12 protein-coding genes and 1 pseudogene are annotated in these 12788 nt (G+C 63.4%); 2 read left to right on the top strand and 11 right to left on the bottom strand.

Features of this window, described 5'->3' with window-relative positions:
* Positions 1-129 precede the first annotated feature (129 nt).
* Positions 130-492: pseudogene (locus GWC77_RS25500) on the bottom strand (SDR family NAD(P)-dependent oxidoreductase); the annotation flags it as partial.
* 13 nt (positions 493-505) lie between these two features.
* On the bottom strand, positions 506-1240 hold the full coding sequence (locus GWC77_RS25495) for an SDR family NAD(P)-dependent oxidoreductase (protein ID WP_173261531.1): 735 nt from the start codon (positions 1238-1240) through the stop codon (positions 506-508).
* A gap of 106 nt (positions 1241-1346) precedes the next feature.
* Here GWC77_RS25495 and GWC77_RS25490 point away from each other — a divergent pair, with 106 nt between their 5' ends.
* Entirely contained in the window at positions 1347-2288 is a 942-nt protein-coding gene (locus GWC77_RS25490; RefSeq protein ID WP_173261529.1) for a LysR family transcriptional regulator, read from the top strand.
* 329 nt (positions 2289-2617) lie between these two features.
* Here GWC77_RS25490 and GWC77_RS25485 read toward each other — a convergent pair whose 3' ends face one another.
* Genes GWC77_RS25485 through GWC77_RS25475 form a run of 3 tightly spaced genes read right to left on the bottom strand, consistent with a single transcriptional unit; the run spans position 2618 to position 5184 of the window.
* Positions 2618-3160 (bottom strand): YbaK/EbsC family protein, encoded by a 543-nt coding sequence (locus GWC77_RS25485; protein WP_173261527.1) that lies wholly within the window; start codon positions 3158-3160, stop codon positions 2618-2620.
* Positions 3161-3206: 46 nt separating this feature from the next.
* Positions 3207-4130, bottom strand: coding sequence for a hydroxymethylglutaryl-CoA lyase (locus tag GWC77_RS25480; RefSeq protein WP_173261525.1), 924 nt, complete (start codon positions 4128-4130; stop codon positions 3207-3209).
* A 58-nt stretch (positions 4131-4188) separates the two neighbouring features.
* Positions 4189-5184: a glyoxylate/hydroxypyruvate reductase A gene (locus GWC77_RS25475; protein ID WP_173261523.1), complete on the bottom strand. Its 996-nt coding sequence runs from the start codon at positions 5182-5184 to the stop codon at positions 4189-4191.
* A gap of 203 nt (positions 5185-5387) precedes the next feature.
* Between GWC77_RS25475 and GWC77_RS25470 the strand changes: the two genes are divergently transcribed.
* Positions 5388-5813: a hypothetical protein gene (locus tag GWC77_RS25470; protein WP_173261522.1), complete on the top strand. Its 426-nt coding sequence runs from the start codon at positions 5388-5390 to the stop codon at positions 5811-5813.
* A gap of 4 nt (positions 5814-5817) precedes the next feature.
* Here GWC77_RS25470 and bioB read toward each other — a convergent pair whose 3' ends face one another.
* The 6 genes from bioB to GWC77_RS25440 form a co-directional block, all read right to left on the bottom strand.
* Entirely contained in the window at positions 5818-6861 is a 1044-nt protein-coding gene (bioB, locus tag GWC77_RS25465) for a biotin synthase BioB (protein WP_173261520.1), read from the bottom strand.
* A gap of 4 nt (positions 6862-6865) precedes the next feature.
* The gene (bioD, locus tag GWC77_RS25460) at positions 6866-7633 is read right to left on the bottom strand and encodes a dethiobiotin synthase (RefSeq protein WP_173261518.1); all 768 of its coding nucleotides are present in this window, start codon (positions 7631-7633) and stop codon (positions 6866-6868) included.
* The gene (bioF, locus tag GWC77_RS25455) at positions 7630-8817 is read right to left on the bottom strand and encodes an 8-amino-7-oxononanoate synthase (protein WP_173261538.1); all 1188 of its coding nucleotides are present in this window, start codon (positions 8815-8817) and stop codon (positions 7630-7632) included. The genes bioD and bioF overlap by 4 nt, the downstream gene beginning before the upstream one ends.
* Positions 8817-10199 carry an adenosylmethionine--8-amino-7-oxononanoate transaminase gene (gene bioA, locus GWC77_RS25450; protein ID WP_217283406.1) on the bottom strand — a complete coding sequence of 461 codons (1383 nt, stop codon included), beginning with the start codon at positions 10197-10199 and terminating at the stop codon, positions 8817-8819. Before bioA ends, bioF begins: the two co-directional genes overlap by 1 nt.
* Before the next feature lie 364 nt (positions 10200-10563).
* Complete coding sequence (locus GWC77_RS25445; protein WP_173261516.1) at positions 10564-11877, bottom strand: dienelactone hydrolase family protein; 1314 nt, start codon at positions 11875-11877, stop codon at positions 10564-10566.
* Positions 11878-12389: 512 nt separating this feature from the next.
* Positions 12390-12695, bottom strand: a complete 306-nt coding sequence (locus tag GWC77_RS25440) for a DUF3734 domain-containing protein (RefSeq protein ID WP_173261533.1) — start codon at positions 12693-12695, stop codon at positions 12390-12392.
* Positions 12696-12788 lie beyond the last annotated feature (93 nt).

The raw sequence follows: 12788 nt of genomic DNA, 5'->3' as shown, positions 1-12788 counted from the left end.
AGCCGCTTCAGCACGCTGCCCGCGCCGGTGGGCAACGTTGAGCGAGCTTTCTTCGTCTTTGCCATCATCGATGTCCTGCGTTTCAATTCGCACCGATTCTACTCGTCCTCGTTAATGCGACAGAGCCTAGACCGCCATCAGGGTGTCCCAACTCTCCGGCGTCGCGTCCTTGAAGCCAAGCCAGCCGGAATTGCCAGCGTTGTTGACCAGAATGTCGAGAGCTTTGCTTCCGTTCCGCTTGGTGAACTCGCCGTCGAGTCGCTCGAACAAGGCCGGGACTGTCGCCGGATCGACGAGATCCGCATGGATCGCGAACGCGGTGCCTCCCGCTCTCTCGATGGCTGCGATCGCCTCGTCCGCCCTGGATTTGCTGGCGTTGTAGGTTAGCGCGACTGTCGCACCGTCCCTTGCAAGACGTTCGGCGATGGCGCGGCCAATGCCCCGCGACGCCCCGGTAACGAGAGCTGTTTTGCCCTTTAGTGATTGTGTCATTTGATCGTTCTCCTCAGAGTTGTGCCAAGCCACCGTCAACGGCGACCTCGCTTGCGGTCATGAAGCTGCTGTCCGACGACGCAAGAAAGGCGGCCACCGCCCCGATCTCCGCCGGATCGGCCATACGTTGGAGCGGCGTCATCGCACCGTAGGCCTTCTGGCCCTCCTCCCCCAGTGCCTCCTTCGCCAGTTCGGTCGCCGTCGCCCCGGGCGACAGCACGTTCACCCGGATACCGGTACCCTTCAGGTCTTGCGCCCAGGTACGCGCGAGGTTGCGCACCGCTGCCTTGCTCGCGCTGTAGGCCGTGAATCCAGGGGCTCCCGTGGTGCCGGCGCTAGATCCGGTCAGGATGATCGAACCGCCTGGACCCATTAGCGGCAGTGCCTTCTGGACCGTGAAGATCGTGCCCTTCACATTGGTGTCGAAGGTCTCGTCGATGTGCTGGACGGTAATCTCGCCGAGTGGAAGCGGGCTTCCCGTTCCCGCATTGGCGAAGACGATGTCCACGGTTCCGCGCTCCGCCTTCACCGCCGCATAAAGCCGGTCGAGATCGGCCAGATCGGAGACCGAGCCCTTCACGGCGCGTGCATTGGGCCCGAGGTCGGCCACCGCGGCGTCGAGCGCTTCCTGCCGACGGCCGAAGATGAAGACGAAGGCGCCCTCCTCGACGAAGTGCTTCGCTGCGGCGCGGCCGATCCCCGTAGCGCCACCGGTGATCACCGCGGTCTTTCCATTCAGTCTGTTCATGTCATTCATCCTTCGAAACAAAAGCGACAAACCTGATTCTGAAGCGCTTGAGTCATGAGGCCAATTGACTGAATATCTATAAGTGCCATCTACTTTCTAGATAGATATGTTGGACAACGTCACCATTAATCAACTTCGGGCGTTCGTCGCCGTGTGCGACCAGGGGAGCTTTTCCGGCGCTGCACGGGAACTGAGGCGCGCACAGTCAGCGATCAGTCACGCGATCAGTGCGCTCGAGAGTGCCTTCGACGTGGTGCTGTTCGAGCGCAACACTCGCAAAGCGACGCTGACGGCCGCGGGCCGCAGCCTGCTGCCTGACGCGCGTGGCGTGATCTCACGCACCGAGGAAATGAAGATGCGTGCCGTTGCCATTGCTGAAGCTGGCGTTCCACAGGTCTCGGTTGCCGTGGATACGTACTTCCCACGTGCGCACCTGATTGAATGCCTGCGCACCCTGCAGGCGGACTTTCCAACGGTTGCAATCAATCTGCGCATGACGACCATGCAAGACGGCGAGCGTTTGGTTTTCGAAGGCCTGTGCGCATTGGCGGTGACGATCGCGGACGTGCCGGAGGTGAGCCCGGGGACCGTAGAAAGGCAGCATCTATGTGACGCGCACATGGTGACCGTCTGTGCGCCATCGCATCCGCTGGCCGCAATCGCGGGGCCGATCCCGCGGGAGGAGTTTGGCCGTCACATCCAGCTCGTGGTAACCGACAATCAGCCTGATGCGGAAAAGACGCAACAAGGGGTCGCCAGTGAACGCCAGTGGCGGGTGAATGACCTCGGCGCGAAACACGACCTGCTCAGGGGAAGCTTGTGCTGGGGGCACATGCCGCATCATATGGTTGCGCAAGACTTGGCGAAGGGAACGCTTGTCGAACTCCAACGGCGCGCATGGCACATGCGCCCCCTCACGTTCATGATTTCCCAGCGGCGCGGGTACTCATTTTCCGAATGTGAGGCACGGTTGGTCGAGCTCCTTGGTAATTGTCAGCCCTTCCCAAAGGGTGGGAAGACCAAGGCCAGCGTAAAGCAGGTTCGATGATGGGTTGCGCCGTGATGTGTCGATCGGTCCAAATCGTGATGTGAGCATCAGCCGACTTCGGCCAAATGGAGGCGGACGAATCTGAGCTCAGCAGATGGGTAGTGGCTGGGGCTGCGCACGCGCTGGTCCGTTGGCGCAAACTGCGCCAACGCGTGCAGGGATTTCACCGATGCGGCGATGCAGCGCGCGTCGGTATCATCCATATGACGCTGATCACGTCGAAAAAATTGTGCCGTTCGTCGGTTATGGCGAGCGGCTTTTCTTTTTGCGGACCGCAATTCGCGCGCGAGCGCTTGCCGCAGTCCGTCCAGCGGCGGGGGCCGTACGCCTCACGCCCGCAGAGCGACATCGGCCACAGGCGCCCCCGTCAGCGCGATCAATTCCTCGGGCGAGAGATTGAACACGGCATGCGGATGGCCCGCAGCCGCCCACAAACTATCGAGCTGCAGCAAGTCCTCATCGATCAACATAACGGGTGCCGTGACATGGCCGATCGGACAGACGCCGCCGATCGCGTAACCGGTTTTTTCCCGTACGAATTTCGCATCGGCGCGTGCGACGGGCCCGACACGCTGTGCCACTTTGTCTTCATCGACGCGATTCGCACCGCTTGCAATCACGAGCACCGGCGCATCGTCGTCGCGACGCCTGAAGAGGATCGATTTCGCGATCTGGGCGACCGAGCAGCCCAGCCCCAAAGCGGCCTCGGCCGACGTCTTGCCCGTTTGCGGCAGCATCACGACCGGTTTTTCATGGCCGCATTCGCGCAGCAACAGCGCCACGCGCCGGGCCGATTCAGGCAGCGCATCCAAAGGCTCTGAGGCATCGGGAGCCTCGGGCATATTGCTCGGCAAAAAGTGTTCGTCGCTCATGGGAAAACGATGGTTATCTGGATGAATGAGTCGGCGCGCGGGCGCCTTATTCCGATTCCTGTTGGCTTTGCTTTTTTGCGAGCAGCGCACGGCCTGCACGCGACACATTGGCTCTGCCGATCGAACTCGAGATGAACTCGCCGGCGGACACGACGCGATCGAGATCGATCCCGGTTTCGATACCGAGACCGTTCATCAAATACAGCACGTCTTCCGTTGCAACATTGCCCGTCGCGCCCTTGGCATACGGACATCCACCCAGACCGGCGACCGACGCGTGGAAAATCTCGATGCCTTCGAGCAGCGACGCGTAAATGTTGGCAAGCGCTTGACCGTACGTATCGTGGAAATGGCCAGAAAGCTTCTCGCGCGGAAAAACCTTCGTCACGGCCGTCAACACTTCACGCGTGAGCTTCGGCGTACCCACCCCTATCGTATCGGCGATGTCGATTTCGTCGCAGCCGAGCTCGGCCATGCGCTGTACGACGTCCACCACGGCCGACACGGGCACTTCGCCCTGATAGGGACAGCCGAGCGCACACGAGATGCTGCCGCGTAGCCGCAGCCCGTTGTTTTTTGCGGCACGCGCGACCGGCTCGAAACGCGAGATGCTTTCCGCGATGCTGCAGTTGATATTGCGCTGGGAGAACGCCTCGCTTGCCGCGCCGAAGATGACGACTTCGTCCGCCTGTGCGGCAAGCGCACCTTCGAAACCCCGCAAGTTCGGCGTCAGCGCCGAATAGAGCGTACCGGTGCGGCGCGAAATGCCTGCCATCACCTCGGCGCCGTCGGCCATTTGCGGCACCCACTTCGGCGAAACGAACGAGGCCGACTCGATGTTGGCGAACCCCGCCTCCGTCAACCGGTCGATGAGATCGATCTTCACCGCGGTCGGCACGAACGCTTTCTCGTTTTGCAGCCCGTCACGCGGGCCGACTTCGACAATCTTCACTGCGCGCGGCAATGACATGGGATGTCTCCGGATTCGATTCGTTCAGGAATGCTCACAATCGACAGGATACGCAACGTTAGTAACCGCGCGCTACATCGACGATACCGCTCACCGCTTCGCCACGCGAAAGCGCGGCGATCTTGGCGGCGATCTGCTGCGCGGCCGGCTCCCGAAGCGTTTGAGCGGAAATGTGCGGCGTAATCGTCACGCGCGGTTCGCGCCAGAAGCGGTGGCCAGCGGGCAACGGCTCTTCTCTGAAGACGTCGAGCGTTGCCGCTGCGATCCGACCCTCGTGTAGGGCATCGAGCAGGTCTTCTTCGACGACATGTGCGCCACGCGCGAGATTTACGAGATAAGCGCCGCGCGCGAGGCGAGCGAACGCTCGCCGGTTCAGGACGCCTTCGGTTTCGGGCGTGCTCGGCAGGAGATTGACGACCACCCTCGCGCCCTCGAGACATGCATCGAGCGCGGCGGCGCCCGGCGCGGCGGCGCCCGGCGGAGTGCCGCCCAGCGCAGCGTCGCTCGCGAACGTTTCGATTCCAGCAAGCGTCTTCATGCTGCGGCTATAGCCGCGCACCGGCAGGCCGAACGACGCCAATGTGCGCGCGACTTGCGTGCCGAGCACGCCCAGCCCGAGCACGGCGACGACGAACGTCTCGCGCGGATGCGGATCGAGCACTTGCCAGTGTGGCTCGCCGCAGCGCTGCATCAGTTCGTATTCGTCGAAGCGGCGCAGGTAGCGTAAAACGGCGTACGCCGCATATTCGTTCATCTGTGCGGCCATGCCCGTGTCTTCGAGGCGGATCAGCGGCACGTCGGGCGAAAGCGTGCCCGGCGCTTCCCGCTCGAAACGCAGGATCGCATCGACACCTGCGCCGAGGTTGAAGACCGCCTTGAGCCCCTCACGCGCGGTGAACAGCTCGCGCGGCGGGCGCCAGACGACTGCGTAGTCGGCGTAGGCGGTATCGCCGGGATGCCAGACGCGGATATCGGCGTCGGGCAGGACGCGCGCGAGCGACGCGCGCCATGCATCGGCGTCGCCCGTTTCGGGCGCGAAAAAGAGGACTTTCATGGCGGACTGGGCAGATGGCTTGGCGCGCGTGCCGCACGCCGAATGGCTCGAAGCCCAGCATTTTACGTGCTTGCGCGCGCGACGCGCATCGAGCGCGGCGAAGGCGCTGCCGGTGAATGCGTCCCAATCCTCCGCCTACCGCTATTGCCCACGGTGTGGGGCCGATAAGATGCGCCCGCTTTCCAACTCTATGGAGTCATGGCGTGCATATCGAATCGATGTATTTGATGTCGGACAATGGGCGGTTCGTCTGCGTGGACCCGGCCTTTGGCGATTTGACGATCAGAAACGAACGCGCGGGCGAATCGTGCCGTTTCCAGGCCGCGTTCGATCCTGTCGATCGGCTCGTCCACTTCTATAACCCGGCCACGGACCGCGGTTGGGCCTTCGGGGCCGATCCCGCGACCCCGCACGTCGATCACCTCGTGATGGCCAAGAAAGAAGGCCTGACGGATTTCACCTATCGATTCGTCGACGAAGCGCAAACGCTCATGACACTGCAAGACGACGAAGGGCGGTATGTGTCGCGTGTCGATATCGGCCGCCCGATGCATTACCTCGCGGCCGAAGCAATCGAGACCGGCCCGTCGAGCCAGTTCAGGGTGGTCCGGCTGGAGGACAAGGTATAAGGGGTCAGCAACCGCCCTTATCGGCGCCCGGCGTGGCGCCTGCGCCCTGGACGCGCATCCCCAATCGCTCGAGCAGCTTGCGATCGCTCTCGGCCTGCGGATTGCCCGTCGTCAATAGCACATCGCCGTAGAAGATCGAATTCGCCCCGGCGAAGAATGCGAGCGCTTGCAGCCCATCGTTCATCTGCTGCCGGCCTGCCGAGAGGCGCACCATCGCGCGGGGCATCGTGATGCGGGCCACGGCGATCGTGCGTATGAATTCGAACGGATCGAGCGGTTCGACTGCCTCGAGCGGTGTGCCTTCAACGGCAACGAGATGATTGATCGGCACCGACTCTGGATAAGGGTCCAGATTCGCGAGCTGCGCAATCAGTCCAGCACGTTCGCGGCGCGATTCGCCCATGCCGATGATGCCGCCACAGCAAACGTTGATGCCCGCGTCGCGCACGCGATCGAGCGTCTGAAGCCGGTCCTCGTAGGTACGTGTCGAAATGATCTGTCCGTAGAACTCGGGCGACGTGTCGAGATTGTGGTTGTAGTAGTCGAGGCCCGCTTCGCCCAGTGCCTTGGCCTGATGCGCTTCGAGCATGCCGAGGGTCATGCAGGTCTCGAGTCCCATGGCCTTGACGCCTCGGATCATCTGCTCGATCGGCTCCATATGGCGCTCCTTGGGATTGCGCCACGCCGCCCCCATGCAAAAACGTGTGGCACCGTTCTCCTTCGCAGTCCGGGCCGCGGCGAGGACAGCGTCCACATCCATGAGTTTTTCGGCCTTGAGGCCGGTGTCGTAATGGGCAGACTGCGAGCAGTATTTGCAGTCCTCTTCGCAGCCCCCGGTCTTGATCGAGAGCAGCGTCGAGAGCTGGACTTCGTTGGCGTCGAAATGCTCGCGATGCACCTGTTGCGCGCGGTAGAGCAAGTCGTTGAACGGCAAAGCATAAAGCGCGACCACGTCGGCCACGCGCCAGCGCGATGCAGCGGCACTGCGGGGTTCGGTGGCGGATGTCGCGGCCGGAGCAGCAGGGGCGGCAGTCTGTGCTGAAGTCATGTCGTCAGTCCTGATCGGGATGCAATGAAGGCTGGGATGTCGACGCCCGCGCCGTACGCAGCGCGAGCAGCAACGATGAAATGTCGAGCCGTGCGGCGGCGCACTCGGGGGAGGCGGGTGTGAGCCAGGGCACCGAGCCGATGAGCGGCGCGCCGTGCTCGCGCATGAGCCAGCCGCGCAGCGTGTCGATGTTCTCGTCGATGAAGCGCATGTCGGGATCGACGACATTCGCGATCCATCCGACGAGCGTCAAGCCGCGTTGCGCAATGGCTTGCGCCGTCAACAGCGTATGGTTGATGCAGCCCAGCCGCACGCCTACGACGAGCACGACGGGCGAGCCGAGCGCGACGGCAAGGTCTGCCGTATCGCGCGTATCGGTAAGCGGTACGCGAAACCCGCCGACGCCTTCGACGACAACGATGTCGGCACGGCTCATCGCTTCGCGATGGCACGCGACGATCCGCTCGATATCGAGTGCGACGCCTTCATGCGCCGCCACGATGTGCGGAGCGGCCGGCGCCCGAAGCAGGAACGGCGTGCGCAGTTCGGGCGGCAACGGTGCATTCGCGGCCGCATCGAGTGCATCGGCGTCTTCGTTATGCCATACGCCGTCGCGCTCGAACGCGCCCGCGGCGACAGGCTTCATCGCGGCCGCGCGCAGCCCCGCGTGAGCGAACCCATGTAGCAACGCGCACGAAGCGAATGTTTTGCCGATTTCAGTGTCCGTGCCCGTCACGAAAACGGACAACGCGGTCGAGAGCGACGCGCTCATGGGTTGTCTCCTGCTTCGATGCGCGAGAGCGCGTTTTCGAGCCGCGCAAGATCGTCGAACGAATGCCCGGCCGAAAGCGATATCCGTAGCCGCGATGTACCGACGGGGACCGTCGGCGGACGAATCGCGGGTACCCACAAGCCTTCGGCATCGAAGCGGGCGGCGAGCGCGAGCGTCGTTTCGTTATCGCCGATGACGAGCGGCTGAATGGCCGTGTGCGAATCGACGGGCTGCCACCGCGAGGCGCGCAACATCGCGCGCGTGCGTTCGATCAATGCCCGCAAATGCGCGCGCCGGGCATCGCCTTCGTCGCCGCGAATCAGCTCGAGGCTCGCCGACACGGCATGCGCGACGGCAGGCGGTGACGCCGTCGTGAAGATATAGGCGCGCGCGCGTTGCACGAGCCACTCGATGACCGTCTCGTGTGCGATCACCGCGGCCCCCGCGACGCCCGCGGCTTTGCCGAAGGTGCAGATATAGACGAGATGCGGGGAGCGCAACGCGAGTTCCGCGAGCACGCCGCGCCCTTGCGGTCCCAGGATGCCGAAACCGTGCGCATCGTCGACGACGAGCCACGCGCCGTGACGCTCGGCCAGCGCGAGCAGCGTCGCGAGCGGCGCGACGTTGCCGTCCATGCTGAATACGCCATCGGTCACGATGAGTTTGACGCCCGCATCCGATGCATCGAGCATCGCCGCGAGCGCATCGGTATCGGCGTGCGGGTAGATCTGCACATCGGCACGCGACAGGCGCGCGCCGTCGATCAACGAGGCATGATTGAGCGCATCCGAATAGAGCGTCGTACCGCGCCCCGCGAGTGCCGTCAGCGTCGCGACGTTCGCCATGTAGCCGGTGCAAAAGCTCAGCGCGCGCGGTGTATCGACAAAGCCGCCGCAGAATGCCGCGAGTGTCTCTTCGAGTTGCGCGTGAGCGCGCGAGTGGCCGCCCAGCAAATGCGAACCGCCGCTGCCCGCCCCGTATCGTTCGACGCCTTCCGCGACGGCGGCGGCGAGGGCCGGATGAGCGGCCAGGCCGAGATAGTCGTTGCTGGCAAAGCCGACGATCTCACGGCCGTCCACGCGCATATGTGCGGCACAGGCCGTCTCTGCAATGCGCCGATGCCGTCTCAGTCCGCGCGAATCGAGTTCGGCGAGACCCTCGCGCAGCGTATCGAGCAAGTACATCATCGCCCCCGATACTCGATCGTCGCCTCGAACGTCTCGCGCGTGCGGGCCGCGGCCAGCGCGATCGTTTCGTCGTCGAGAACGTAGGGCGGCATCAGATAGACGGTCGTACCGATCGGCCGCAGCAGCAGCTCGCGCTCGAGCGCCGCTTCGAAAAAGCGCCGCGAGAACGTGCGCGCAGCGTCGGGCTCGAGCATCGCATCGAATGCGACGATCGTTCCGCAGCGGCGCATGTTGCGCACGGCGGCGAGCTGGGTGAGCGGCGCCAGTGCTTCGAAAAGCAGCGACGATTTCCGCTCGTTTTCGGTCAGCACGTTCGCATGCTCGAGAAGATCGAGCGTAGCCAGCGCGGCACGGCAGGCGAGTGGATTGCCTGTATAGGAATGCGAGTGCAAAAAGCCCCGCGCGGTATCGTCATCGTAAAAGGCCTCGAAGACGGTATCGCGCGACAGCACGATCGACAGCGGCAAATAGCCGCCCGTGATGCCCTTGGACAGACAGAGGAAGTCGGGCCAGATATGGGCCTGCTCGCACGCGAAGAAGGTGCCGGTGCGTGCACATCCGACCGCGATTTCGTCGGCGATCAAATGCACGCCATAACGTTCGGTCAGCTCGCGCAGGCCGCTTACGTAGGATGGATCGTGCATGGCCATGCCCGCCGCGCACTGCACGAGCGGCTCCACGATCACCGCGGCGATGTGCTGCGCACGCGATTCGAGGAGCTTGCGGACGTCGTCGAGTGCGCGGGCCGCTACGTCGGTTGCCTGCTCGCCTGCTTTCGCAGCGCGCGCATCGGGCGACGCGACGACGTGCGCGCGCCGGATCAGCGGATCGTAAGCGTCCTTGAACAGCGCCACATCGGTTACGCCAAGTGCGCCGATCGTTTCGCCGTGATAGCCGTTGGCGACGCAGACGAATTCGCGCTTGCCGTTCTGCCCCCGGTTGCGCCAGTAGTGAAAACTCATCTTCAACGCAATCTCGACGGCCGATGCGCCATCCGACGCAAAAAACGCGTGGCCGAGCGTGCCTTGCGTCAGTGCGCGAAGCCGCTCGGCAAGCTCGACGGCTGGCGTATGCGTACAGCCGGCGAGCATCGCGTGCTCGAGCATGTCGAGCTGGGCTTTCAGCGCCGCATTGATATGCGGATTCGCGTGGCCGAAGAGATTCACCCACCACGAACTGATCGCATCGAGATAACGCCGCCCCGCATGGTCGTAGAGCCACGGGCCCTGGCCGCGCGAGACGGCGACGAGCGGCATGCGCTCATGGTGTTTCATCTGCGTACACGGATGCCAGACGGCCTGCAGACTGCGCGTGACCCAATCGTCGCGCGCGATGCGTTTCGTATCGTGATCCGTCCCGATGTTCGCGTGTCTATTCAATCGCTACTCCGAATCTTCAGGCGTGCCTTTGCGCTCTTCGTGCGCGATGCGGCTGCATTGAAACGGGCACATGTATCGCACTTCGTGCGCGCGGCAGCAATCGTGGATCGCAAAAACGGACGTGAGAGTAACGCGTTCCTGGAGCCGATGCACGCGTGAAATGCATGGCGCAAAAGAGCAAGATCGCGCCCGTTCGATAAAGCTCGAGGCGCTTCACATCAGAAACCGTGCGTTGATCGCCGTTGACGACGGCAAAGTGACCCCGCGCCCCGAAAAAAATCTATGCAAGGCCACGATTGGAGCGCCAAAACGCAGCGGGGCGTGCCTGTTGCACGCCCCGCTGCGGATCGAAATCGGGAGGGGATCAGCGGCTCGCGAGCGAACCTGTGGTGAAATCCTTGGTATCCGAAGATGCTTCGTGGCCGGGTGCGTCGTTGCTCGTGGATGCGGTTCGCGTGCCGTCCTGCCAGACGACTTCGCTGTTGACTGCATAGAGGCTGCACGCGTCGCCGTGGTTCTCGCGGCGACAATTGTTCAGTGCAACCGCAACGGGATCGTCGCCGCCTTCGGCCCACGACCATGCGCCCGAGGGCGAGATCGCGAAAGCCCGGCTTGGAAACTGACGGAGGAACTTGCTGTACGCGGCGCGGCCGGCCGCGTCGACATAAGGCACGGCGTTGATCGAATCGACGGCGGCATAGCCCGTCGCCTGCGGCAGCGGCGGATTGTCGACTCGGTACTGCATGCGCGTGGGCATGCCGATGCGCGCGAGAAACGCATCGACGGACGGCCACCAGACCTGCACGCCGTCGCGATCGACGACGAGCCGGTGCGCATCGTTCTTGTACGAGCCGAAGTCGACCATGCGGGCATGCGCGCCATGTCCGACATACGCTGCGTACATCCGGGAGACGAGATCGGAGGGCCAGATCGAGTCATTGTCGCCGTAAAGCCACAGCGACGGCAGCCGCTCACGTTGACCATAGGCCTCGAACGCGTGCGTCAGATTGTCCTTCCAGCCTTCGCAGGCGTCTTGCCGCAGCCCGCCCGAGAAATTGATGAGGCCTCGCACGCCCGGCGCGGTCGCTGTGGCGCCATAGGCGATCGTCGCGAGGCCGCCGTGCGAGGTGCCGGCCACGACGACGTGGGCCGCGTCGACATACGATTGTTTCGACATATAGGCGATCGTCGCGGCGACGTCGTCGGCTTGCGCCATGCCGTTTTTCTCGACGTCGCAGCCTTCTTGCCGATAAGTCCCGCTCGACCCGGCGAAGCCTTCACGATTGGGCGCGACGACCACGTAGCCGCGGCGTACGAATTCCCGGGCGAAGGCGAGCGGACGGCTGCGCGCCTGCGCGTGCGGATCGCCCGGCATCTTGCCGTGATTGAAAACGACCATCGGGAACGGGCCCGGGCCGTCGGGCTTGAAGATTGTCGCCTCGAGTGTGATCGAGCCCACGGTATCGACGGGGATGCGTACGATACGCTCGTTCAGGTTGGAAGCAACGTGGGGCAGGCCCGTATCGCCAAACTCGAGCCGCGTGACGCTCGGGGCGGAAAGGGGTCCCGGTTCGTTCGAGGCGAGCACGGCGTTTTGCGCTGTCGCGCCCGAACCCGCCTGGGCGCTCACCCAGGCGCACACGCACAATCCACCGACCAATACTTTTTTCCAACTCATGCGTGTGCCTGCTCTGAAATCAAATGCATCCCGACGACGGGTCTTCGTCCCGAGGACTGCTTACTGCCGACCCGGATCAGTATCCGTGTTCGCGTTGCGGAGCTTTTGCCGGAAAAGAGGCGGGCAAAGGCTGCAATTCGCCCATTCGGTGCGCGGCGCAGCCGGGCATCGTTGGCGTGGGAACACGGGAGCACGACGCGTATCCATCGCGCCGGCGAATTAGATAGGTCTGCTATCTATCGCCGCACGCGACATCGACCGGCCAAACCAGGCCGGCGGCGACCCGCAAAAGAAGAATCGTCTGAGTGATACGCGACATGCGCGATGCTCATCCTAGCTGGACAAAATTCCCGCGCACAATGGAGGACAACCCCAGTTTGCGTGCGCAAACGTTTGGGCATTGGCGCAATGGTGCTGACTCAGCGGATGCTTAATTGACGGTATTTCGAGCGATGCCCACTATTTAGGAATCCGAATAGTCCACGAACTGCGGATACGGATCGGTGAACCGCTCAGGCAACGGCCCGCTGCGCTGGCAACTGCGCCATCAGGCCGAGGGTGTCGCCGTCGCGTGCGAGCGCCGCGCGCATCGCACGCTTGCCATTTTTCCAGTGTGCTTCGACCTGGGGATGCGAAAAGTCGAAGGTCTTGTAATAGTCCTGGCACGGCTTGTCGTCGTAGACCACATCGAGGATGCTCAGCGATGGCTTTTGGAGCGTCGCGCGCGCCTCGTCGTAGGCAGACGTTTTTCGGCTCGCCTCCGGTACGGCGTCGAGGACTGAGGCGGGCTCTGTCGCATTAACGAGGACGAGTAGAATCGGTGCGAATTGAAACGCAGGACATCGATGATGGCAAAGACGAAGAAAGCTCGCTCAACGTTGCCCACCGGCGCGGGCAGCGTGCTGAAGCGG

This window comes from Paraburkholderia sp. NMBU_R16 (assembly GCF_013282575.1).
In the GTDB taxonomy this organism is placed as follows: domain Bacteria; phylum Pseudomonadota; class Gammaproteobacteria; order Burkholderiales; family Burkholderiaceae; genus Trinickia.
This window is presented reverse-complemented; position numbering and strand designations above follow the sequence as displayed.